The organism is Pseudoxanthomonas sp. SORGH_AS_0997 (assembly GCF_031453535.1).
GTDB classification, from domain to species: Bacteria; Pseudomonadota; Gammaproteobacteria; order Xanthomonadales; family Xanthomonadaceae; genus Pseudoxanthomonas_A; species Pseudoxanthomonas_A winnipegensis.
The window spans coordinates 3104561-3126434 of the sequence record NZ_JAVIZI010000001.1 but is presented as its reverse complement, the minus strand read 5'-3'; the positions used below and the strand labels follow the sequence as shown (position 1 = coordinate 3126434).

The window sequence follows — 21874 nt, the reverse complement described above, 5'->3', positions numbered from 1 at the left end:
CGTTTTAGAAGGACACTGCCATGACTTTCCGCGTCCCCGTCGATATCGACGCGCTCAATGCCATGTCGGCCGGCAACCTGGTCGGCCACCTGGGCATCGTCATCACCGAGGCCGGCCCGGACTGGCTGCGCGGCACCATGCCGGTGGCCGCGCACACCCACCAGCCGTTCGGCCTGCTGCACGGCGGCGCCTCGGTGGTGCTGGCCGAGACGCTGGGCAGCCTGGCCGGCGGCCTGAGCGTGCTCGATCCCGAGCGGCACGCCGTGGTCGGCCTGGAGATCAACGCCAACCACATCCGCGGCGAGCGCGCCGGCACCGTCACCGGCACCGCGCGCGCGATCCACATCGGCCGCAGCACCCAGGTCTGGGACATCCGCATCGAGAACGAGCGCGGCAAGCCGGTGTGCGTCTCGCGCCTGACCCTGGCGGTGGTGCCCAAGCCGGCGGCCTGATCGGCCGCGCGGGCCGCGCGCCGGCCCGGCGCAACGCTGCTTCCGGCCGGCTGTTGTAGCCGGCCCCGGACCCATCCGGTATCTTGCCCGGATGAGTCCGTCCCCCTCTCTGGCGCCTGCTGCCCCCGGTGCCGGCCGCGCCTTCCGCTATCTGCTCCGCACGCCGCTGCTGCTGATCCACGTGCTGGTCATGCTGCCGCTGCTGCTGCTGACCATGGTGCCGCTGTGGGCGGGCCTGCCGCTGCGCGGGCGCACGGTCAAGCAGTTCTCCGTCGAGCACTGGTCGGCCGCGCTGATGCGCATCTTCGGCTTCCGCCTGCGTCGCAGCGGCACGCCGCTGCAGGGGGCGGTGATGTTCGTCTCCAACCACGTCAGCTGGGTGGACATCGAGATGGTGCACAGCCAGCGCATGGTCGGCTTCGTGGCCAAGCAGGAGATCCGCGGCTGGCCGGTGGTGGGCTGGCTGGCGCAGCGCGGGGAGACGATTTTCCACCAGCGCGGCAGCACCGAGTCGCTGGGCGGGGTGATGGAAGCGATGCTGGAGCGGCTGAAGGAAGGCCGCCCGGTGGCGGTGTTCCCGGAAGGCCGCACCCGCGACGGCAGCGAGGTCGGCCCGTTCCACGCGCGCATCTTCCAGCCGGCGGTCGAGGCGGCCGTGCCGGTGCAGCCGGTGGCCCTGCGCTACGGCGTGCGCGGCGATGCGCAGCAGGTGGTGGCCTTCGGCCCGCACGAGAGCTTCTTCGCGAACTTTCTACGCCTGTTGGGCGAACCTTCGCGCGTGGCCGAGATCTGCTTCCTCGAACCCATCTTCCCCGACCAGGTCCAGGGCCGTCGGCAGATCGCCGACACCGCCCGGGCGCGCATCGTCGCGGCGATGGAGGCCTGAGCATGCTGGGCTTCGGCGCACGCGCGGGCCTGATGGGCGCCTCCCTGGCGCCGGCGCAGTCCGACGTGGGCCAGGCGCCGGTCAGCGCCAGCAGCTACGCGCCGCCGCGCTGGCTGCGCAACGCGCATCTGCAGTCGATCCTGAGTTCGAGCGACCTGCGCCGCCGGCGCGGTCTGCGCCGGCTGCAGGCGATGGGCGCGGTCAGCACCGAGCACATCTTCGACGGCGGCGCCGGCGTGCGCCTGCAGGGCTGGCACAGCATCGTGCCGGGCATGGAGGTGCGCGGCCTGGCGCTGCTGCTGCACGGCTGGGAGGGCAGTTCGGAATCCAGCTACATGCGCATGACCGCCGCCAGCCTGCTGGAGGCCGGCTACGAGGTGGTGCGGCTGAATTTCCGCGACCACGGCCAGACCCACCACCTCAACGAGGACATCTTCCACTCCTGCCTGCTGCCCGAGGTGCTGCACGCGGCCTGCGATGTGGCGCAGCGGTTCCCGTCACGGCCGATGGTCGCGGCCGGTTACTCGCTCGGCGGCAACTTCGCGCTGCGGGTGGCGCTACGCGCGCCGGCGTTCGGGCTGCCGCTCAAGGCCGTGGCCGCGGTGTGCCCGGTGCTGGACCCGCAGTCCACGCTGACCGGGATGGAGCAGGGCCTGCCGCTGTACCACTGGTACTTCCAGCGCAAGTGGCGCCATTCGCTGGAGATCAAGCGCCAGCTGTTCCCCGAGCGCCATGTCTACGACGACACGGTGCTGTCGTTGAGCGTGCGCGAGCTGACCCGCTGGATGGTCGAGCACGAGACCGACTTCGGCACGCTGGAGAACTATCTGGACGGCTATTCCATCGCCGGCAACCGGCTGGCCGAGATGACCGTGCCGGCGCACATCCTGATGGCCCAGGACGATCCGGTGATTCCCTTCGCCGACTTCGCCCGCTGGCAGCTGCCGGCCAGCGTGGCGCTGGAAGTGGCGCGCTGGGGCGGCCATTGCGGCTTCATCGAGAACGCGCACTGCGACGGGTTCGGCGAGCGCTGGGTGACCGATCGGCTCACCCGCGACTAGCGTCCGCGCCGCGCCCGGCGCGCCGTCTTCCCAGCTTCCCTTCGATACGGAGACTTGCCATGCGTATCCATAGCGACAGTTTCGCCAACGGCGCCCCGATCCCGGCCGAGTTCGCCGGCGGCGATGCCCAGGGCTTCGCGCCCGACCGCAATCCGCACCTGGCCTGGGAGCAGGCGCCGGCCGGCACGCGCAGTTTCGCGCTGCTCGTGGTCGATCCGGACGTGCCGACGGTGCCGGAGACCACCAACCGCGATGACATGGAGGTGCCGGCCGACCAGCCGCGGCAGGACTTCTATCACTGGGTGATGGTCGACATCCCGGCCCAGGTGCAGGCGCTGGCGGCGGGCAGCTGCGCCGATGGTTTCGTCGCTGGCGGCAAGCGCACGCCTGAGGGTCCGTCCGGCGCGCGGCAGGGGCTGAACGACTACACCGGCTATTTCGAGGGTAATGCGCAGCTGGCCGGGCAGTATTTCGGCTACGACGGGCCTTATCCGCCGTACAACGATGCGCGCCTGCATCACTACCATTTCCGGTTGTACGCGCTGGACCTCGAACGCGTGCCGGTGGAGGGCGCGTTCACCGGGCAGGACGTGCTGAAGGCGATCGAAGGCCATGTGCTGGGGCAGGCCGAGTGGGTCGGCACTTATACGCTCAACCCCAAGCTGTCGGGCTGAGTTGTTTGCGCCTCTTTCGTAGAGAAGGCTCCTCTACCCGAGTAAGCGGTCGCGGTGCCTGAGTGCCCACTGCTTCGGCGGGGCAGCGGTCCGGCGGGCGGGGGCCGCTTATCCCTCAATCAGGGCATCCTGCCCTGATTCGGGCGCTCGGCGTCCTTCCTCGCTAGGCGCGGCCCCCGCCCGCCGGCCCGCTGCCTCGCGCGTCAGGTCACAGCGCTTCGGTTTGCGCGGTCGTTCGAGACCCTCGCCCATGCGCAGAGCGCGATCAGCGAAGGGAAGGGCTTCGACTTGAGGCCCCCTCCCTTGCGCGCAGCGCAGGGGAGCTCGAAGTCGCGGCTAGCGACTGAGGGGGAGGGGTCGGAGCTTTCCCTGGCAAGCCACCGAAGCAAAGAAGCAAAAGCACCCCACCCCGGCCCTCCCCTTCGCCTGCGGCGAAAGGGAGGGGGCAGAGCGCTTGCGCAATGCCTTGGGTGGAAGAAGTCCTGATCTGCACGCTCGCGTAGCCTCGACCCGGCCGGGCGCGCGGAGAGCGGGCCATGGATGGCCCGCGGCGGCGAGTCCGCCAGGGATGGCGGACCGAGCCGAGGAGCCGTGCCCGGCCGGGTCGAGGCTGGTCGGCGAAGTGAGCTCAAGCCTCAGCGCTCATGCCATCGACAGATCTGGGTGATGCGCTCCGGCAAGAACAAAAAAAGCCCGCGCATCGCGCGGGCTTTTCGTTTCATCGGTTGCCGCGGCTCAGGCGCCGCTGGGCAGGAACAGCAGCAGGGCCACGCCCAGCACGATGCGATACACCGCAAAGCCGGTGTAGCGGTGGGACTTGATGAAGCCCAGCAGCCAGCGCACCACGATAAAGCCGGTCACGGCCGCGGCCAGGAAGGCCACCGCCACCGCGGTCCAGTCGACCTGGCCCAGCTGTCCGTCCTTGGCCAGCTCCAGGAAGGTGTAGCCGCTGGCGGCGAACATGGTCGGGATGCCGACCAGGAAGGCGAATTCGGTCGCCGACGAGCGCCGGCTGGTGCCGGCCAGCATCGCGATGAAGATCGCGGCGGCCGAGCGCGAGGTGCCGGGAAACACGCCGGCCACCACCTGCGCCAGGCCGACCAGCACGGCCACCGTCCAGGTCACGTTGGGGCTGTCGCCGCGGCGCTCGGCCAGGCGTTCGGCCACGATCATCCAGAGGCCGCCGATGATCAGCGCCCAGGCCACGGGGGTCACCGTCTCGGGCAGCGCCCAGCCCAGCTTGCGCACCGCCAGGCCCACCACCGCGGTCACCAGGAAGGCGGTGCCGAGCTTGAACAGGTAGTCGCGCTGGACCGGATCGCGCCAGCCCAGCGCCAGGCTCACCAGCCGCTGCCGGAACACCAGCACCACCGCGATGATCGCGCCGGCCTGGATGACGATGTTGAAGAAATCGGTCTGCCGCGGCAGCCAGTGCTGGGCGATCAGCAGGTGCCCGGTGCTGGAGATGGGCAGGAATTCGGTCAAGCCTTCGAGGATGCCGAGCAGCAGCGCGGCCAGGAGTTCGGACATGGGACAGGGCGCAACGTGGGGGAGGCCGAAGCATAAGGCGAATCGCATTTGCACGCTTTAGGTGCTAGTTTCAGTCGATGCACCTTCAAAGTGCATCCGGTTGGTGCGCGGCGTGAAGAGGATGTAGAGAAAACAGGGACTTAGCGCGCCCTCCGGGTTGGCACGCGGCTTGCGATAAGGCCGTCACACATTCCACCTCACCACCGATTCGAGGAGCAAAGATGTCCGTCGACAAAGTCGAAAAGCTGATCAAGGACTCCAAGGCGGAGTTCGTCGACCTGCGTTTCGTTGACCTGCGCGGCGTGCAGCAGCACGTGACTTTCCCGGCGAGCATCGTCGAGCCCAGCCTGTTCGAGGAAGGCAAGATGTTCGACGGCAGCTCCATCGCCGGCTGGAAGGGCATCAACGAATCGGACATGGTCCTCATGCCCGACGCCGACACGGCCTATCTGGATCCGTTCTACGCCGATCCGACCATCAACCTGACCTGCGACGTGCTGGACCCGGCGACGATGACCTCGTACCTGCGCTGCCCGCGCGGCGTGGCCAAGCGCGCCGAGGCCTACCTGCAGTCCTCGGGCATCGCCGATGTGGCCTTCTTCGGCCCGGAGCCGGAGTTCTTCATCTTCGACTCGGTGCGCTTCGCCAACGAGATGGGCAACACCTTCTTCAAGATCGACTCCGAAGAGGCGGCCTGGAACAGCGCGGCCAAGTACGAAGGCGGCAACAGCGGCTACCGTCCGGGCGTGAAGGGCGGTTACTTCCCCGTCCCGCCGACCGACTCGCTGCACGACATCCGCGCCGAGATGGTCAAGACCCTGGAGCAGGTCGGCATCGAGACCGAGGTGCACCACCACGAGGTGGCCACCGCCGGCCAGTGCGAGATCGGCACCAAGTTCAACACGCTGGTGAAGAAGGCCGATGAGCTGCTGATGATGAAGTACATCATCAAGAACGTGGCCTTCCGCAACGGCAAGACCGCCACCTTCATGCCCAAGCCGATCGTCGGCGACAACGGCAGCGGCATGCACGTGCACCAGTCGCTGGCCAAGGGCGGCACCAACCTGTTCTCCGGCGACGGCTACGGCGGCCTGTCGCAGATGGCGCTGTGGTACATCGGCGGCATCTTCAAGCACGCCAAGGCGATCAACGCCTTCGCCAACTCGGGCACCAACAGCTACAAGCGCCTGGTGCCGGGCTTCGAGGCGCCGGTGATGCTGGCCTACTCGGCGCGCAACCGCTCGGCCTCGTGCCGCATCCCGTGGGTCAACAGCCCGAAGGCGCGCCGCATCGAGATCCGCTTCCCCGATCCGCTGCAGTCCGGCTACCTGACCTTCACCGCGCTGATGATGGCCGGCCTGGACGGCATCAAGAACCAGATCGACCCGGGCGCGGCCTCGGACAAGGATCTCTACGATCTGCCGCCGGAAGAAGAGAAGCTGATCCCGCAGGTCTGTTCCTCGCTGGATCAGGCCCTGGCCGCGCTGGACGCCGACCGCGACTTCCTCAAGGCCGGCGATGTGTTCTCCGACGACCTGATCGACGGCTACATCGACCTGAAGATGCAGGAAGTCACCAAGTTCCGCGCGGCGACCCATCCGCTCGAGTACCAGCTGTACTACGCCAACTGAGCAAACGCGGCGATGGCGGTGGGTCCCCCCTCCCACCCACTGCCATCGCTGCACCTCACCTGAGCGCTTCCGGTGCACGGCCGACGGAAGCCGCAATGCCACGCTGGGGCGGCCGTGAACCATGCAGTGCTGGGGACGCGTCATCGAAGACGCCCATGGGCCGCACGCCCTCCCTCCCACGTCGTACGCACGGGTCCTTGCTCCCGCGCGCTCGACGCGGCCCTTGGGCGCTTCATCGTGGCGCCGGCGCGATGCCGGCGACCACCTTCGATTCGGCTTATCGCGCCGCTCTTTTGTCCGGCCCCGCGCCGGGCGCTCCAACCATCATCGGGGAATGTGCATGAAACTGATCACCGCCATCATCCGCCCCTTCAAGCTGGACGAAGTCCGCGAGGCGCTGTCGCAGACAGGCGTCTCGGGCATCACCGTCACGGAAGTGAAGGGCTTCGGCCGCCAGAAGGGCCACACCGAGCTGTATCGCGGCGCCGAGTACGTCGTGGATTTCCTGCCGAAGATCAAGATCGAAACCGTCGTCACCGAAGAGCGTCTGGATGCGGTCATCGAGGCCATCCAGCAGGCCGCCGGCACCGGCAAGATCGGTGACGGCAAGATCTTCGTGACCACGATCGACCAGGTCATCCGCATCCGCACCGGCGAAGTCGGCGCCGACGCGCTCTAACCCTTCCGGAGAGACCCCCCATGAAGACTCGTCTGCTCTCCGCCCTGACCACCCGCCTGCAGGTGCTGTGCGCGGCCGCCGCGCTGGGCCTGCTGGCCGCCGGTACCGTGTCCACCGTCGCCGCGCAGGAAGCCACCGCGCCTGCCGCCACGGAAGCCCCGGCTACCACCGCCCCGGCGGACGCCGCGCCTGAACCGGTCGCGGCCCCGTCCGCCGCCGCGGCCACGGCCGCACCGGCCGCCGAGATCGTCGACAAGGGCGACGTGGCCTGGATGCTGACCTCCACGCTGCTGGTGCTGATGATGGTCGTGCCCGGCCTGGCGCTGTTCTACGGCGGCATGGTGCGCGCCAAGAACGTGCTCTCGGTGCTGATCCAGGTCATCACCGTGTTCTCGCTGATCGCCATCCTGTGGGTCGCCTACGGCTACAGCCTGGCCTTCTCGGGCGACGGCAAGTGGATCGGCAATCTGGACAAGCTCTTCCTCAAGGGCGTGACCACCGAGACGCTGGCGGCCACCTTCACCAAGGGCGTCAGCCTGCCCGAGCAGGTGTTCGTCTGCTTCCAGCTGACCTTCGCCGGCATCACCGGCGCGCTGATCGTCGGCGCCTTCGCCGAACGCGTGAAGTTCGCCGCGGTGCTGCTGTTCGCGCTGATCTGGTTCACGGCCGGCTATCTGCCGATCGCGCACATGGTCTGGGCGACCGGCGGCTTCCTGTTCGAGCGCGGCGCGCTGGACTTCGCCGGCGGCACGGTCGTGCACATCAATGCCGGTGTCGCCGGTCTGGTGGGCTCGTACTTCGTCGGCAAGCGCATCGGCTTCGGCCAGGTCGCGCTGCGGCCGCACAACGTCACCTACACCTTCGTCGGTGCGGCGCTGCTGTGGGTGGGCTGGTTCGGCTTCAACGCCGGTTCCAACCTGGAAGCCAACGCCGGCGCGGCGCTGGCCTTCCTCAACACGATGCTGGCGACCGCCGCGGCGATCCTGGCCTGGGCGCTGGCCGAGAAACTGTTCAAGGGCAAGTCCTCCGCCCTGGGCGTGGCCTCCGGTGCGGTGGCCGGCCTGGTGGGCATCACCCCGGCCTGCGGCACGGTGGGTCCGTTCGGCGCGATCGCCATCGGCGCCATCGCCGCATTCGTCTGCGTGTGGGGCGTGACCGGCCTGAAGAAGCTGCTCAAGGCCGACGACACGCTGGACGTGTTCGGCGTGCACGGCATCGGCGGCATCGTCGGCGCCATCCTGACCGGCGTGTTCTCGGCCGCGTCGCTGGGTGGGGTGAAGGGCGATGGTTACTCCATCCCGCACCAGGTGCTGATCCAGATCGAGGGCGTGGCGATCACCGTGGCCTGGATCGGCGTGGTGTCCGTGGTGGGCTTCGCGATTGCCAAGCTGGTGTTCGGCCTGCGCGTGAGCGAGGACGCCGAGCGCGAGGGCCTGGACATCACCTCGCATGGCGAGGCGGCCTACGAGGCCTGACCGCGCCCGGCGGCGGCATTGCACTAAGATGGTGCAATGCTGCCGCCGGACTCCACGGACCCGCTTCCCGAACCCCCGGAACGCGCTGTGAGCGAGATTCCCACCCCGGACGCGCTGAGCACGCCGGTGGCCTGGGCCGATTCCGCCGGCACGGTCCTGGGCGTCAATGCCGCCTTCGCGCGCTGGCTGGGTGTCAGCCAGCGCCGCCTGGTCGGACGCCCCCTGGCCGCATTGGAAATGGATGGCGATGCCATGGCCCGTTTTCTCCGCAATACCGACCGCGACCTGCTGCGCCTGCACCGGGTCGCCCTGGGCTTCCCCGGCGGGGCCGCGCGCTTCGCCGAGGGCTGGCTCTCGCGTGCCGACACCGGTGGCTGGCTGCTGGAAGCCCATCCGGTCGACGACTTCCCCGCGCTGGACCCGGCCCAGGCCATGCCCAGCGCGCTGGCCGCCGCCCTGCGCGGCCTGGCCCATGAACTGCGCAACCCGCTGGCCGGCCTGAAGGGCGCCGCGCAGCTGCTCTCGCGCCGCGCGCAGAACCGCGCGGACAACGAGGACGAGCGCGCCCTGATCGGCCTGATCGAGTCCGAGGCCGAGCGGCTCAACGCCCTGCTGGACCGGCTGCTGTCGCCGACCTCGCAGCGCCCGCACGCCGCGCTCAACATCCACGCCGTGCTCGAGCGCGTGCTGCGCCTGGCCGAGGCCGAGGGCGCCTGGCACGGCCGCCTGCAGCGCGATTACGACCCCAGCCTGCCGGAGCTGCACGGCGACGCCGACCGCCTGACCCAGGCTGTGTGGAACCTGGTCGGCAACGCCATGCAGGCCGGGGCCGCGCTGATCACCCTGCGCACCCGCGTCGAGCACGGGCTGCGCATCCACGATCAGCTGCATGCGCGCGCGCTACGGCTGGAGATCATCGACGACGGCCGCGGCGTGCCCGAGGAGCTGGCCGAGCACCTGTTCCTGCCGCTGGTCAGCGGCCGCGCCGAAGGCAGCGGCCTGGGCCTGGCGCTGGCCCAGCAGGTGGCGCGCGAGCATCGCGGCTCGCTGGGCTTCCGCTCGCGCCCGGGGCACACCCGTCTTCACCCTGTTGCTGCCGCAATCGCGCGATGCCGCCGAGGAGGGACGCCATGCCCACTGAGGAAAGCCAGCGCATCTGGGTCGTCGACGACGACCGCTCGGTCCGCTTCGTGCTGGCCACCGCGCTGCGCGACGCGGGCTACGACGTGGACGGCTTCGACAGCGCCGCCTCGGCGCTGCAGGCGTTGGGCACGCGCGGCGTGCCGGACCTGCTGTTCACCGACGTGCGCATGCCCGGCGAGGACGGCCTCAAGCTGCTGGACCGGCTCAAGCACGCGCATCCGAGCCTGCCGGTAATCGTGATGTCGGCCTATACCGATGTGGCCAGCACGGCAGGCGCGTTCCGCGGCGGTGCGCAGGAGTTCCTGTCCAAGCCCTTCGACCTGGACGATGCGGTGGCCCTGGCCGCGCGCGCGCTGCCCAGCCTGGAGCCCAGCGAGGTCGCCGTCGCCGAACCGGTGGCGGAGACGCGCAACGGCACGCCGGAGCTGATCGGCGACACGCCGGCCATGCGCGCGCTGTTCCGCGCGATCGGCCGCCTGGCGCAGGCGCCGCTGTCGGTGCTGGTCACCGGCGAGACCGGCACCGGCAAGGAGCTGGTCGCGCGCGCCCTGCACAACGAGTCCCCGCGCGCGCGCAAGCCGTTCGTGGCGCTCAATACCGCGGCCATTCCGGCCGAGCTGCTGGAAAGCGAGCTGTTCGGCCACGAGGCCGGTGCGTTCACCGGCGCGCAGCGGCGACACATCGGCCGCTTCGAGCAGGCCGACGGCGGCACGCTGTTCCTGGACGAGATCGGCGACATGCCGCTGCCGCTGCAGACGCGCCTGCTGCGCGTGCTGGCCGAGGGCGAGTTCTTCCGCGTCGGCGGGCGCGAGCTGATCCGCGTGGACGTGCGCGTGATCGCCGCCACCCACCAGGACCTGGAAGGCCTGGTGCAGGCCGGCCGCTTCCGCGCCGACCTGTTGCATCGCCTGGACGTGGTGCGCCTGCAGCTGCCGCCGCTGCGCGAGCGCCGCGGCGACGTGTCGCGCCTGGCCGAGAACTTCCTGGCCCAGGCCTGCGCCAAGCTCGGCATGCCGGCCAAGCGCGTGGCCCCGTCCGCGCGCGAGGCGCTGCGCGCGCACGACTGGCCCGGCAATGTGCGCGAGCTGGAGAACGTCTGCTGGCGCCTGGCCGCGCTGGCGCCGTCGGACACCATCACCGTGGGCGATGTCGAACAGGCCCTGCCGCATGGCGCCAGGTCGTCCACGCGCGATGCCGCCGACTGGGACGCGCTGCTCGGCCAGTGGGCGCGCGCGCGCCTGGCCGAAGGTGCCGATGGCCTGCACGCCGAGGCGCGCACGCGCTTGGACCGCGCCCTGCTGGAAGCGGCGCTGCAGTTCACCAACGGGCGTCGTGCCGATGCCGCCGCAAGGCTGGGCGTGGGCCGCAACACGATCACGCGCAAGCTGGGTTCCGGGCGCCGTCGCAGCTGATTGCGTGCGGGCAGGGACGGCGATGCGATGACGCGATGGTCACCGCGCCGCCGCGCGCTTTGCACCCAACTTCATTGCAACTGAACGCCGCCGCCGATAGCGTGGCGGCCCGATGCCTCACCACCGCTTCCATCGCCTGCTGCTGCCGGCCCTCGCCTCGGGCGCGGCGCTGGCGCTGTCGGCCTGCAGCAGCGCACCGGCGCCCAAGCCCACGCCTCCGGTCGTCGTGCCCGCCCAGGCCACGGTCCACGAGGCACAGGCGATCATGCGCTCGGCCTCGGCCAGCCTGGTCAGCGGCAAGCTGGCGCTGAGCCCGGTGGCCGGCGGCGTGCGCATCGCCGGCACCATCGGCGGCCTGCCGCCGTCGGGGCGTTTCGGCTTCCATGTGCACGAAGTTGGCGACTGCAGTGCGGTCGATGCCAGCAGCGCCGGCGGACATTTCAATCCCACCCACCAGCCCCACGGCAACGCCAAGATCGGCGCCCACCACGCCGGCGACATGGACAACCTCACCTCCGATCTGGAAGGCGTGGCCCGGGTCGATACGCGCCTGGGCGAGGTCACCCTGGGCGGCGGCGCGCCCAACGACATTCTCGGCCGCGCGCTGGTGGTGCATGCAGACCCCGACGACTACGCCACCCAGCCGGCGGGCAAGTCCGGTGCGCGGGTGGCCTGTGGCGTGATCCAGGCGATCCGTTGACCGCGTGCCTCATGGCGCGCATTCCCTAGAAGCAACACGAGGAGCGTTCCGATGAAGCGACTGACCCAAACCCTGCTGTGTGCCGCCACCGTGCTGGCCCTGGCCGCGTGCAACAAATCCGAACCCGAGGCCGCGCCCGCGCCGGTGAGCGATCCGGCGGCCAACTCGGCCCCGGCCGAGAACACGCCGCCGCCGAGCTCGCCGGCCACCACCGCCATGGCCTCGGCCAAGGCCACGCTCAAGCCCACCCAGGGCAACAAGGTTGCCGGCGAGCTGAACTTCATGGCGATGGAAGGCGGCGTGCACGTCACCGGCACGCTGACCGGCCTGACCCCGGGCGAGCACGGCTTCCACATCCACGAGAAGGGCGACTGCAGCGCGCCGGACGGCAGCAGCGCCGGCGGGCACTTCAATCCCGACGGCGTGGATCACGGCCAGGTCACCGCGCCGACCCACCACGCCGGCGACAGCAACAACATCACCGCCGACGCGCAGGGCAACGTGACCATCGACCAGATGCTCTCGGCCAATACCGACATCGGCAAGGGCGACAAGTACGACATCGTCGGCAAGGGCGTGATCGTTCACGAGAAGCCGGACGACTACAAAACCCAGCCGACCGGCGATGCCGGTGGCCGCCTGGCCTGCGGCGTGATCGAGGCCGCGCCGGCGGCGATGTAAGCCGCGCCATCGCGGGCGGCGCGATGCGTCCGCCCGCGAGGTCCGCAGGAAGAAAGAAGGCGCCCACTGGGCGCCTTCTCTTTTGCACGGGCAGGAAGCCGCCTTCAGCTGCGCAGGTGCGCGCAGAGGTCGCCCTCGCCCGGGCAGTGCACGTAGGTGACGGGGATGCCGTGCGCCTCGAGCACCGCGGCCAGCTGGCGCTTGCGCATCAGATAGTGCTCGTAAGCGCGGGCCAGGCGCTCGGGCTCGTCGGTGCCCGGCGTGTTGCGCGACTTCCAGGTGGCCGCGTCCAGCAGCGCCATCTGCACCTGGCCGTCGGCATAGCGCAGCAGCGGTTCGGGCGGCGCGTCCAGCCACTGCTCCTCGTCCGGCGCCAGCAGCGCGGTCTCGATCACCGGCCACAGGCCTTCCAGGTGCTGGTGCTGGTACTGCAGCGCCATCATCGCGGCCAGGTCGTGCAGGGTCATGAAGCGCACATGCTCGACCTTGGCGCCCAGCCCGTCCTGCAGCTGCAGCGCGGTGTCGGCGCCGGCCATGCCGCGTTCGATCAGCACCTCTTCCAATGCCTCGCCGACCGCATCGACATCTTCCGGCGTGCCGCTGAGCAGGAACGGCAGCACGCGCAGCGCGCCGCCGGTGAGGTCCGGGTCGGCGTGGAACGGCATCGGCACCTGGCCATCGCTGGCCGCGCCGAAGGCGATCACGCGCGGGCCCTGGTCGCGTCCCGGCGCGCGTTGGCGCAGCTCGTCCAGGCGGCGGTGCAGCGGCCAGCCGGGGCGCAGCGCCTCGGCGGGGTCGAAGTGCGCGGCGGCCAGGGTCAGCTCCAGCGCGGTCACCTGCGGCACCAGGCCGGCCAGGTCGCGGGCGATCTTCTCGGCCAGCGCGCCGGCCTCGGCCTGGGGCAGGGCCGGCTGCCGCGGCGGGGCGCCGCCGGCCAGCTCAAGAGCGATCAGGCCCATCACCTGCGCGGTTTCGTTGGGGTGGGTCATGGAAGGAACAGCAAGGCCAATGCAATCTGTCGGCATTCTAGCCACCTGCCGGGTGACCGCCGCGACACGATGAACGCGCACGTGCTGTTCACGGCGCAGCAGAGAAGGTCGTTGACGCGCAATGACAGGCGTCGAACGACGCCGCTACACTTCCACCATACGCCTGCGCATGTGCGGGTCTCCCTATGAACATGGCCGTCCACCGAGGTCTTCCCATGCCAGTCGCCCGTCCCGTCGCCATCCTCGGCGGCGTTCGCATCCCCTTCTGCCGCCAGAACACCGCGTATTCGGATGTCGGCAACCTGGGCATGTCGGTGCGCACCTTGGGCGCGCTGGTCGAGCGCTTCGGCCTGCACGGGCAGACCCTGGGCGAGGTGGCCATGGGCGCGGTGATCAAGCACTCCAGCGACTGGAACCTGGGCCGCGAGGCCGCGCTGTCCTCCGGCCTGTCGCCGCTGACCCCCGGCATCACCCTGCAGCGCGCCTGCGGCACCAGCCTGGACACCATCGCCCACATCGGCAACAAGATCGCGCTGGGGCAGATCGAGGCGGGCATCGGTGGCGGCTCGGACACCACCTCGGACGTGCCGATCGTCTACGGCAAGAAGCTGCGTGCGCGCCTGCTCGAGGTCAACCGCGCCAAGACGCCCAAGGACAAGGCGCGCGCTCTGCTCAAGGGCTTCCGCTTTTCCGAGCTCAAGCCCGAGTTCCCCGGCGTGGGCGAGCCGCGCACCGGCAAGTCGATGGGCGAGCACTGCGAGGACATGGCCAAGGAGTGGAACATCTCGCGCGATTCGCAGGACGCCTGGGCGGTGTCCTCGCACAAGAAGCTGGCCGCGGCCTACGAGCGCGGCTTCTTCGACGATCTGATCGTGCCCTTCCGCGGGGTGAGCCGCGACAACATCCTGCGCCCGGACACCTCGCTGGAGAAGCTGGCCACGCTCAAGCCGGCGTTCGACAAGACCTCCGGCCGCGGCACGCTGACCGCCGCCAACTCCACGCCGCTGACCGATGGCGCGGCGGCGGTGCTGCTGTCCAGCGACGAATGGGCGGCCGCGCATGGCCACACGCCGCTGGCCTATCTGAAGGACGTGCAGAGCGCGGCGGTGGATTTCGTCCACGGCGAGGGCCTGCTGATGGCGCCGACCGTGGCCGTGCCGCAGATGCTGGCGCGCCATGGCCTGAGCCTGCAGGACTTCGACATCTACGAGATCCACGAGGCCTTCGCCGCGCAGGTGCTGTGCACGCTGCGCGCGTGGGAGAGCGAGGAGTACTGCACCCATCGCCTCGGCCTGCCCGGTCCGATGGGCCGCATCGATCCGGAGAAGATCAACCCCAACGGCTCCTCGCTGGCCGCGGGCCATCCCTTCGCCGCCACCGGCGCGCGCATCATCGGCACGGTGGCCAAGGAGCTGGCCCAGCGCGGCGGCGGCCGCGCGCTGGTCTCGATCTGCACCGCCGGCGGCATGGGTGTGGTCGCCATCGTCGAGCGCTGAGGGGCTGCTCCGCTTTTCCCCGCTAATCGCAGCAAGTTTTGGGGAGCAACTGTTTCATCAAACCCCGCAGCCACCCTCCTGTAGAGCGGAGCTTGCTCCGCTGGGGCCGTCCCCACGAACCGAACGAAGAGCAGCGGAGTCCCCAAGAGGGGATTGCCACAAGCTCCGCTCTACAGGTAGGAGCGCCATGGCGATGCGGCTTTCCCGGGAGAACCCTCGCCGCCATGGCGGCTCCCACCGAGCCCGATCCCGAGCGGGCAGGGGCCACAAGCACGACCAAGTACTAGCGTGCACCTGAATGCCGCTTCCGAGGCACTTGTCCGTGCCCACAGCGCACGCGCCGCTGACTGGAATTCGGCAAGGCCGGTGCGGCGTGCACCGGCTGCCAGGCGCATCATGTCCAGGCCCTCCCCCCGTTTGCCGGCGCGCGCATGACCTCGCGCGGGCCGCCGCGTATCGCCTTGGACGATTCACCCGCTTCCCTGACGCCTGCAGATGCCGCCGCCGCGGTGCCCTCGCGCCTCACCCGCCGCGTGCTGAGCGTCGTGGTGTTCAACTTCGTCGGCTATTTCTGCGTCGGTTTGCCGCTGGCGGTGGTACCGGGCTTCGTCCACACCACGCTGGGCTACGGCACGGTGCTGGCCGGCCTGGCGGTGAGCCTGCAGTACGTCGCCACCCTGCTCAGCCGCACCGTGGCCGGGCGCCTGTGCGACCGGCGCGGGCCGAAGGTCTCGGTGCTGCTGGGCCTGGGCGCGTGCGCGCTGGCGGGCGCCTGCACCGCGGCCGCCGCGCTGATGGTGGCCTGGCCGGCGGCCAGCCTGGCGGTGCTGTTCGCCGGGCGCCTGCTGTTGGGCTGCGGCGAAAGCCTGATCACCACCGCCACGATCATCTGGGGGATCGGCGCGGTCGGTGCGATCCATACCGGCCGGGTGATCTCGTGGAACGGCGTCACCACCTACGGCGCGCTGGCCCTGGCGGCCCCGGTCGGCGTGGCGCTGGGGCAGCGCTTCGGTCTGGCCGCGCTGGGCGCGCTGACCGTCGTGCTGGCGCTGGCCGCCCTGGCCTGCGTGCTGCCGCGACACGGCGTGCGGCCGGTGCCGGGCGAACACATCCCGGCCCGCCGCGTGCTGGTGCGGGTCCTGCCCTTCGGGCTGTGCCTGGGGCTGGCGTCGGTGGGGTTCGGTGCGATCACCGCCTTCATCGCGCTGTACTACGCCCAGCGCGGCTGGCCGCACGCGGCGCTGGCGATGACGCTGCTGGGGGCGACCTTCGTGTCGGTGCGGCTGGTCTTTCCGCGCGCGATCGACCGCCACGGTGGCTACCGCGTGGCGGTGGTGTCGCTCTGCGTGGAGGCCGCCGGCCTGCTGTGCATCTGGCTGGCGCCGCTGCCGGCCCTGGCCGCGGTGGGCGCGGCGATCACCGGCGCGGGCTTCGCCCTGGTGTTCCCGGCGCTGGGCATGGAAGCGGTGCGCCGGGTCAGCGACAGCAACCGCGGCACCGCGCTGGGGCTGTACTCGCTGTTCCTGGACCTGGCGCTGGCGATCACCGGCCCGCTGGCGGGCGCGCTCGCGCTGGCCTGGCGCTTCGGCGCGATCTACCTGCTGGCCGGCGTCGCGGCGCTGACCGCGGCAGCGGCCAGCGCGCTGCTGGCGCGCAGGGCAGGTGGGCCGCTGCGCTGACTCCACGTTCCTTGCCCGTGCGCAGCGGCGTGTTCGACGAAAACATGGCGAGCCGAACGGATGCGACGGCGAGTGAGGCTCAGTGTTGATGCGTCGCTTGCGTAACCCGTTCGTATGCAGGTCACGGCTGCACGTCAAGCCGCGTCACCCACGCGGCCGACGCATCACTCGGGCAGGCGCGGCAGGCCGTGTTCGTCGCGGGTCTCGGTGACGGCCTGGTCGTGGATCTGCTGGCGCAGGTCGCGGTCGGGCGCGGTGGCGGGCAGTTCGCCGCGCTGGGCGGCCAGGGCGTTGGCGTAGCTGCGGCGGGCGAGCAGATCCTCGCCGGCGGCGGCGTAGCCGTGGCCCAGTTCCTCCCAGGCTTCGGCGCCGCCGCCCTGGGCCAGGGCGCGGTGCAGGAACTCCTGCGCCTGCGGCCACTGCCCTTGCTGGCGCGCTAGCCGGGCCAGGGTCAGCAGCAGCGCGGGGCTGTCGGAATGGGCCTGCAGCCAGCGCTGGGCGCTGGCCCGGCGCGAATCGAGCTTGCCCACCGGCAGGCGGCCGTAGAGGGCGATCAGGTCTTCGTCCCAGCGGCTGTCCAGCGCATGTTCCAGGGCATGGGTGGCCGCATCGTCCCAGCGCAGCGCGGCGGCCCGGGTGGCGTAGGCGGCCACCACGGCGCGTTCGGTGCGCAGGGCCTTGGGCACCAGTTCCCAGCGCTCGGCCAACGCATTGGCGTCGCCGGCCTGCTCCAGCGACTGCGCGGCCAGGCGCGTTTCCAGCTGGGCATAGTCCGGGGCCGACAGCGCCTTGTGCTGGCGCAGCGGGCCGAGCAGGCCCCAGGCATCGCCGGCGCGGCCGACCTCGGCCAGGGCCTGCGCGCGCAGCGCCAGGCCGCGCGGCGGCAGCGGCTGGGCGCCGGGTGCGTCCAGGGCGACCAGCGCCTGGGTCGGCATGCCGGCGGCCAACGCATCGTCGGCCAGCAGCAGGGCGTGGGCGGTGGGATCGCGCTGGGCCAAGGCCTGCAGATGGCGCTCCAGGGCCGGCGCGTCGGCGCGGGCCTGCGCGGCGCGGACCGCGGCGATGCGCGCCGCGCTGCCGACCTCTGGGTCCTGCGCGGCGCGGTCCAGCAGTTTCTCCGCCCGCAGCCAATGGCCGTGCTGGACCGCTTCCAGGCCTTCGATCAGCTGGGCGCGGGCGCGCTTGCGGCGATGCCGGCCCCAGGCGCGGAAGGGCAGGGCCAGCAGGGTCCAGACGATCCACAGCAGCACCGCGGCGAGGACCAGCGCCAGGATCGCCCCCGGCACGGTGGCGGTGACGTCGTAGCCGCCCACGCGCACGAACACCTCGCCCCAGTCGCGGACCTCGTCGCGCGCCAGCCACTGCGCGCCGAACACGCCCAGGGCGACCAGGACCAGCACGATCACGACAAGACGCAGGATCTTCATGGCGTGGTCTCCGTTGGGGCCGGCGCGGCGGGCGCAGAGGGCGGAGCGGGTGCCGGCACCGGTGCCGGCGTCGCCGGCGCGGTGCCGGTCGCCTTGCCGCGCTGGGCCTGCAGCTGGGCCAGGGTGCTGCCCAGTTCGGGAATCTGCGGCTGCAGCGGCAGGGCCGCGATCTGCCGCAGCTGGCGCTCCAGCGCATTGGCCTGCGGCGTGACCGGCCACAGTCGTGGGATCCAGCCGGCCGCGCGCAGCACCGCGGCGCGGAAGCCCGCCGTGTCGTTGCGCTCGGCGGCGGCGCGGGCCAGGGTGAGTTCCAGCTGCAGGGCGTTGTCGAAGGCGGCACGCTGGGCCGGCACCACCGCCACGCGCGCGCCGCTGGGGCGCACATCGACCAGCGGCGCGAGCACGCGCTGCCAGGCCGGACGCGCGCCCGGATCGACCGGCACCTGGCGCGGCAGCTGGGCCAGCGCAGCGCTGGCGGCATCGAGCTGCTGCAGGGCCTGGGCCTTCGGCCCGGCGCCCAGGCGCAGGACCGCGGCGCGCTCCTGCTCCAGCGACTGCTTGAGATTGAGCACGCGCGGGTCGTCCAGGCCGGCCAGGGTGTCGGCGGCCAGGGCGTAGGCCTGCTGCGCACCGGGCAGGTCGCCGGCGATGTTCAGGCGCTGGGCGGCCAGCTGCAGCTCCAGCTGGGTCTGGTCCAGGCGCAGGGCGGTGGCGCCCTGGCGGGTGGAGTCGGCCAGCTTGGCCACGGTGTCTTCCAGCAGGGCGCCGCGCTGGCTCAGACCGAGCATTTCATCGCGCAGCACGCGGTTGGTGGCGGCCGCGTCCTGGATGCGCTCGCCCTGGGCGCGGGCATCGCCGCGCAGGACATCGATGCGCTGGTCCAGCGCGGCCAGCTGGCGCTGGATCTGGCCTTCCTGCGCGGCGCGCCAGCCCTGCCATTGCTGCCAGCCGTACCAGCCCGCCGCCGCCAGGGCGGCGATGAGCAGCAGCACGATCAGGGCGGGCCAGATGCGGCGGCGCGGGCGCGTGTCGGACTCGGCGCTGGCGATGGCATCGTTCAAGGGGGGCACTCCAACAAAGAAGCCGTGGAACAGGCGCGTGAAGGCGCGGCGGGATCGGCCGCATGCTAGCCCAAGCGATGTGAGTACATGGCCTGTGCGGTGGCCATCAGCTGCGCAGGACGCGGGCCTTCGGCCTGCAGCACGTGTTCGAACCCGGCCTGCAGCGCGACGGTCGCCAGCCGCGCGCTGGCCACGATAGCCGGCTGCGCGCGCAGCGCCGCGGCCGCATGGCCTGGCAGGCGCTGGAACACCTCGCTCAGCGCGCCGCTGCTGGTCACCAGCACGCATGCGGGCGCGTCCAGCGCATCGAGCCGGTCGAGGGCGCGCGTCGACAGCGGGATCGGCTGGCGTCGATAGACCTCGGCCAGGTGCAGTTGCGCGCCGCGCCTGCGCAGCGCGGGGGCCAGCGTGCCGCGTCCCTCGGGCGCGGTGACCAGGCCGACCGGGCGCTGGTCCAGCGCGGCCAGTTCGGGCAGCGCGAGCAGCCCCTCGCTGTCCATGCGCGCAGGCGCGACGGCCTCCAGCCCCAGCCTTGCCAGCGCCGCGCGCGTGCCGCTGCCGGTGCCGACCAGCACCTGGCCGGGCCGCGCGGCGATGGGCGCCAGTGCGTGGGCGAAGCGCACCGCCGCCGGGCTGGTGAACACCACCACCTCGCAGGCCCGCGCCGCCTCCCAGGCCTGCCGCGCCGGTGCATCCGTACAGGCCGCCAGCGACCACGGCGAGAGCGCGATCACCCCGGCGCCCACGCGCGCGGCGGCCTGGCGCAGCGCGGCGTGGCCGCCCTGAGGCCGCAGGGAGATGACGTACCATGCGCGCGCTTTGCCTTGGCCCATGAATCAAGAGTACGCGATGGATCACGACGCCTTGCTCGACGCGCTGCGCGCGACCTGCGCGCAGATGCCGCCGGTGGTGGCGATGCGCATCGCGCTGCGCGATTTCGACGGCACGCGTCTGCACATGAGCGCGCCGCTGGCGGCGAACGTCAACGACAAGGGCACCGCCTTCGGCGGCAGCCTGGTCGCGCTGATGACCCTGGCCGGCTGGGCGCTGACCACGCTGCGCCTGCGCCAGGCCGGCCTGGAGGCCGAGGTCTACGTGGCCGACAGCGCCGTGCGTTACCGCGCCCCGCTGCTGCACGACCTGACCGCCCAGGCCTGGCTGGCGCCGGAGGCGGACTGGGCCGAGTTCATCGACACCTTCCGCCGCCGCGGCAAGGCACGCGCCCCGCTGCTGGCCCAGGTGCTGCTGCCCGACGGCGGTGTCGCCGCCGAACTGAGCGGCCGCTACGTCGCCCTGGCAAAGGGGTAGCATCGTTCGTTCACGCCTGGGGAGACACACGCACGTGGGACGACTTCTGTGGATGCTGCTGGCCGCGCTGCTGGTGCTGGCCAGCGCCGGCCCGGCCGAGGCCATCAGCAACCGCGCCAAGCAGCGCAAGCTCACCGATACCCAGACCCTGTTCACCAAGGCCATGCGCTGGGGCGAATTCGAGCAGGCCTGGAGCGTGGTCGACCCCGAGGCCCGCCAGGGCGCCGGGCTGAGCGCGCTGGAGCTCTCGCGCTACCAGCAGGTGGAGATCACCGGCTACAGCGAGATCGGCAGCGCCGCCGAACCCGACGGCACGGTGGCGCGCATGGTCGACGTGCGCGTGGTCAACCGCCACACCATGGCCGAGCGCACCGTGCGGGTGCGCGAGCGCTGGCGCTGGGACCCGGCGGCCGAGCAGTGGTGGCTGCAGGACGGCCTGCCGGACCTCTGGCAGGGGCAATAGTCGCCGGGGCTGTGCGACAATCGCCGGCCTTTTCGCGCCCAGCCGACGCTTTCCTGCCGTGAATTTCGAACAACTCAAGGCTTTCGCCGCCGACAACGCGATGCTGTCCATGGCCCTGGTGGGCCTGACCCTGGCGATTCTCGTCACCGAGGTCATGCGCCTGTTCCGCGGCTACAAGGGCGTGCGCCCCGGCGAGCTGACCGCGCTGATCAACAACGACAACGCGCTGGTGCTGGATCTGTCGGCCAGTGGCGATTTCGAGAAGGGCCACATCCCCGGCAGCAAGAACCTGGCCGGCAAGTTCGACCCCAAGCACAAGCTGCTGGCCGGCGCGGGCGATCGCCCGGTGGTGCTGGTCTGCCGCAGCGGCCAGACCGCGCCGGGCGCCGCCGCCCAGCTGAAGAAGGCCGGTTTCGCCAAGGTCTATGTGCTCGATGGCGGCGTCGGGGCCTGGCAGGCCGCCGACCTGCCGCTGGTCAAGGGCCGCGCCTGACACTGAACACGCGTCGCGTCGCGCGCGGGCCTTGAAGCGGCCCGGGCGTGGCGCCACCCCCATGCGATAATCCCGGGCTTTGGCCCATTCACCGCAACCCATTCGGAGTACACGATGTCCGACGAGACCCTCAACGGCGCCAACGAAGCCGCCACCCAGGCCAACGGCCCGAACTTCACCGTCGAAAAGATCTACGTCAAGGACGTGTCCTTCGAAGTCCCCGGCGCGCCGGCGATCTATTCGGAGAACATCGCCCCCGAGCTGAACCTCAACCTCAACCAGCGCGTGCAGCGCCTGGCCGAGAACGCCTTCGAGGTGATCCTGGGCGTGACCCTGACCTGCAAGGCCGGCGACAAGACCGCCTACGTGGCCGAAGTGCAGCAGGCCGGCGTGTTCGGCCTGGCCGGCTTCGACGCGCAGACCATCGACGCGCTGCTGGGCACCCAGTGCCCGAGCATCCTGTTCCCGTACGTGCGCCAGCTGCTGAGCGACCTGATCCAGGCCGGCGGCTTCCCGCCGTTCTTCCTGCAGCCGATCAACTTCGACGGCCTGTACGCCGAGACCCTGCGCCAGCGCGCCGCCCAGGGCCAGCAGGGCGTGATCGAGAACGATCCGCCGGTGGGCAACGCCTGAT

The 21874-nt window shown here is 71.1% G+C and carries 21 protein-coding genes and 1 pseudogene; 17 read left to right on the top strand and 5 right to left on the bottom strand.

What is annotated here, in order from left to right; translation table 11 throughout:
• Positions 1–20: 20 nt before the first annotated feature.
• The 4 genes from QE438_RS13725 (at position 21) to QE438_RS13710 (ending at position 3073) form a co-directional block, all read left to right on the top strand.
• Complete coding sequence (locus QE438_RS13725) at positions 21–452, top strand: hotdog fold thioesterase (protein WP_130520809.1); 432 nt, start codon at positions 21–23, stop codon at positions 450–452.
• 91 nt (positions 453–543) lie between these two features.
• Entirely contained in the window at positions 544–1338 is a 795-nt protein-coding gene (locus tag QE438_RS13720) for a lysophospholipid acyltransferase family protein (protein WP_130520811.1), read from the top strand.
• A gap of 32 nt (positions 1339–1370) precedes the next feature.
• Positions 1371–2399 carry an alpha/beta fold hydrolase gene (locus QE438_RS13715; RefSeq protein ID WP_130520892.1) on the top strand — a complete coding sequence of 343 codons (1029 nt, stop codon included), beginning with the start codon at positions 1371–1373 and terminating at the stop codon, positions 2397–2399.
• Between the two features lie 59 nt (positions 2400–2458).
• Positions 2459–3073, top strand: a complete 615-nt coding sequence (locus QE438_RS13710) for a YbhB/YbcL family Raf kinase inhibitor-like protein (RefSeq protein ID WP_130524617.1) — start codon at positions 2459–2461, stop codon at positions 3071–3073.
• A gap of 735 nt (positions 3074–3808) precedes the next feature.
• Here QE438_RS13710 and QE438_RS13705 read toward each other — a convergent pair.
• Positions 3809–4603 (bottom strand): undecaprenyl-diphosphate phosphatase, encoded by a 795-nt coding sequence (locus QE438_RS13705; protein ID WP_130524618.1) that lies wholly within the window; start codon positions 4601–4603, stop codon positions 3809–3811.
• Positions 4604–4824: 221 nt separating this feature from the next.
• Here QE438_RS13705 and glnA point away from each other — a divergent pair, with 221 nt between their 5' ends.
• The 7 genes and pseudogenes from glnA to QE438_RS13670 all read left to right on the top strand — a co-directional run bounded on the left by glnA (position 4825) and on the right by QE438_RS13670 (position 12324).
• Positions 4825–6234, top strand: a complete 1410-nt coding sequence (glnA, locus tag QE438_RS13700; RefSeq protein ID WP_130520817.1) for a type I glutamate--ammonia ligase — start codon at positions 4825–4827, stop codon at positions 6232–6234.
• Between the two features lie 340 nt (positions 6235–6574).
• Positions 6575–6913, top strand: coding sequence for a P-II family nitrogen regulator (locus tag QE438_RS13695; RefSeq protein WP_130520819.1), 339 nt, complete (start codon positions 6575–6577; stop codon positions 6911–6913).
• Positions 6914–7185: 272 nt separating this feature from the next.
• A complete protein-coding gene (locus tag QE438_RS13690; RefSeq protein ID WP_130524756.1) occupies positions 7186–8388 on the top strand; it encodes an ammonium transporter in 1203 nt (400 codons plus the stop codon).
• A 36-nt stretch (positions 8389–8424) separates the two neighbouring features.
• A pseudogene (locus QE438_RS13685) lies at positions 8425–9529 on the top strand (ATP-binding protein).
• Positions 9519–10943, top strand: coding sequence for a nitrogen regulation protein NR(I) (gene ntrC / locus QE438_RS13680; RefSeq protein ID WP_306994921.1), 1425 nt, complete (start codon positions 9519–9521; stop codon positions 10941–10943). The pseudogene QE438_RS13685 and the gene ntrC overlap by 11 nt, the downstream one beginning before the upstream one ends.
• A gap of 112 nt (positions 10944–11055) precedes the next feature.
• Entirely contained in the window at positions 11056–11643 is a 588-nt protein-coding gene (locus QE438_RS13675; RefSeq protein ID WP_306994924.1) for a superoxide dismutase family protein, read from the top strand.
• A 51-nt stretch (positions 11644–11694) separates the two neighbouring features.
• Positions 11695–12324: a superoxide dismutase family protein gene (locus tag QE438_RS13670; protein WP_306994927.1), complete on the top strand. Its 630-nt coding sequence runs from the start codon at positions 11695–11697 to the stop codon at positions 12322–12324.
• A 104-nt stretch (positions 12325–12428) separates the two neighbouring features.
• Here the strand turns inward: QE438_RS13670 and QE438_RS13665 are convergent, their stop codons facing one another.
• Entirely contained in the window at positions 12429–13313 is an 885-nt protein-coding gene (locus QE438_RS13665) for a hypothetical protein (protein WP_306994929.1), read from the bottom strand.
• A 215-nt stretch (positions 13314–13528) separates the two neighbouring features.
• Between QE438_RS13665 and QE438_RS13660 the strand changes: the two genes are divergently transcribed.
• Both QE438_RS13660 and QE438_RS13655 read left to right on the top strand, forming a co-directional pair.
• Positions 13529–14809: an acetyl-CoA C-acetyltransferase gene (locus QE438_RS13660; protein WP_130524622.1), complete on the top strand. Its 1281-nt coding sequence runs from the start codon at positions 13529–13531 to the stop codon at positions 14807–14809.
• A gap of 431 nt (positions 14810–15240) precedes the next feature.
• Positions 15241–16488, top strand: coding sequence for an MFS transporter (locus QE438_RS13655; protein ID WP_307184120.1), 1248 nt, complete (start codon positions 15241–15243; stop codon positions 16486–16488).
• A gap of 164 nt (positions 16489–16652) precedes the next feature.
• On the opposite strand, the gene QE438_RS13650 is transcribed toward QE438_RS13655, so the two are convergent.
• From QE438_RS13650 to QE438_RS13640, 3 genes are all read right to left on the bottom strand, one after another.
• Positions 16653–17915 carry a heme biosynthesis HemY N-terminal domain-containing protein gene (locus QE438_RS13650; RefSeq protein ID WP_306994934.1) on the bottom strand — a complete coding sequence of 421 codons (1263 nt, stop codon included), beginning with the start codon at positions 17913–17915 and terminating at the stop codon, positions 16653–16655.
• Positions 17912–18925, bottom strand: coding sequence for a uroporphyrinogen-III C-methyltransferase (locus QE438_RS13645; protein ID WP_306996298.1), 1014 nt, complete (start codon positions 18923–18925; stop codon positions 17912–17914). Before QE438_RS13645 ends, QE438_RS13650 begins: the two co-directional genes overlap by 4 nt.
• Before the next feature lie 116 nt (positions 18926–19041).
• Complete coding sequence (locus tag QE438_RS13640) at positions 19042–19809, bottom strand: uroporphyrinogen-III synthase (RefSeq protein WP_306994937.1); 768 nt, start codon at positions 19807–19809, stop codon at positions 19042–19044.
• 16 nt (positions 19810–19825) lie between these two features.
• Here QE438_RS13640 and QE438_RS13635 point away from each other — a divergent pair, with 16 nt between their 5' ends.
• The 4 genes from QE438_RS13635 (at position 19826) to secB (ending at position 21873) form a co-directional block, all read left to right on the top strand.
• Entirely contained in the window at positions 19826–20284 is a 459-nt protein-coding gene (locus QE438_RS13635) for a YiiD C-terminal domain-containing protein (protein WP_306994939.1), read from the top strand.
• Positions 20285–20336: 52 nt separating this feature from the next.
• Positions 20337–20747, top strand: coding sequence for a hypothetical protein (locus QE438_RS13630; RefSeq protein WP_306996300.1), 411 nt, complete (start codon positions 20337–20339; stop codon positions 20745–20747).
• A gap of 58 nt (positions 20748–20805) precedes the next feature.
• Positions 20806–21240, top strand: coding sequence for a rhodanese-like domain-containing protein (locus tag QE438_RS13625; RefSeq protein WP_130520842.1), 435 nt, complete (start codon positions 20806–20808; stop codon positions 21238–21240).
• A gap of 114 nt (positions 21241–21354) precedes the next feature.
• Positions 21355–21873 (top strand): protein-export chaperone SecB, encoded by a 519-nt coding sequence (secB, locus tag QE438_RS13620; protein ID WP_130520844.1) that lies wholly within the window; start codon positions 21355–21357, stop codon positions 21871–21873.
• Position 21874 lies beyond the last annotated feature (1 nt).

Coding starts and splice junctions, on each gene's coding strand:
- QE438_RS13725 (WP_130520809.1), top strand. CDS start 21: ATGACTTTCCGCGTCCCCGTCGATATCGACGCGCTCAATGCCATGTCG.
- QE438_RS13720 (WP_130520811.1), top strand. CDS start 544: ATGAGTCCGTCCCCCTCTCTGGCGCCTGCTGCCCCCGGTGCCGGCCGC.
- QE438_RS13715 (WP_130520892.1), top strand. CDS start 1,371: ATGGGCGCCTCCCTGGCGCCGGCGCAGTCCGACGTGGGCCAGGCGCCG.
- QE438_RS13710 (WP_130524617.1), top strand. CDS start 2,459: ATGCGTATCCATAGCGACAGTTTCGCCAACGGCGCCCCGATCCCGGCC.
- QE438_RS13705 (WP_130524618.1), bottom strand. CDS start 4,603: ATGTCCGAACTCCTGGCCGCGCTGCTGCTCGGCATCCTCGAAGGCTTG.
- glnA (WP_130520817.1), top strand. CDS start 4,825: ATGTCCGTCGACAAAGTCGAAAAGCTGATCAAGGACTCCAAGGCGGAG.
- QE438_RS13695 (WP_130520819.1), top strand. CDS start 6,575: ATGAAACTGATCACCGCCATCATCCGCCCCTTCAAGCTGGACGAAGTC.
- QE438_RS13690 (WP_130524756.1), top strand. CDS start 7,186: ATGCTGACCTCCACGCTGCTGGTGCTGATGATGGTCGTGCCCGGCCTG.
- ntrC (WP_306994921.1), top strand. CDS start 9,519: ATGCCCACTGAGGAAAGCCAGCGCATCTGGGTCGTCGACGACGACCGC.
- QE438_RS13675 (WP_306994924.1), top strand. CDS start 11,056: ATGCCTCACCACCGCTTCCATCGCCTGCTGCTGCCGGCCCTCGCCTCG.
- QE438_RS13670 (WP_306994927.1), top strand. CDS start 11,695: ATGAAGCGACTGACCCAAACCCTGCTGTGTGCCGCCACCGTGCTGGCC.
- QE438_RS13665 (WP_306994929.1), bottom strand. CDS start 13,313: ATGACCCACCCCAACGAAACCGCGCAGGTGATGGGCCTGATCGCTCTT.
- QE438_RS13660 (WP_130524622.1), top strand. CDS start 13,529: ATGCCAGTCGCCCGTCCCGTCGCCATCCTCGGCGGCGTTCGCATCCCC.
- QE438_RS13655 (WP_307184120.1), top strand. CDS start 15,241: ATGACCTCGCGCGGGCCGCCGCGTATCGCCTTGGACGATTCACCCGCT.
- QE438_RS13650 (WP_306994934.1), bottom strand. CDS start 17,915: ATGAAGATCCTGCGTCTTGTCGTGATCGTGCTGGTCCTGGTCGCCCTG.
- QE438_RS13640 (WP_306994937.1), bottom strand. CDS start 19,809: ATGGGCCAAGGCAAAGCGCGCGCATGGTACGTCATCTCCCTGCGGCCT.
- QE438_RS13635 (WP_306994939.1), top strand. CDS start 19,826: ATGGATCACGACGCCTTGCTCGACGCGCTGCGCGCGACCTGCGCGCAG.
- QE438_RS13630 (WP_306996300.1), top strand. CDS start 20,337: ATGCTGCTGGCCGCGCTGCTGGTGCTGGCCAGCGCCGGCCCGGCCGAG.
- secB (WP_130520844.1), top strand. CDS start 21,355: ATGTCCGACGAGACCCTCAACGGCGCCAACGAAGCCGCCACCCAGGCC.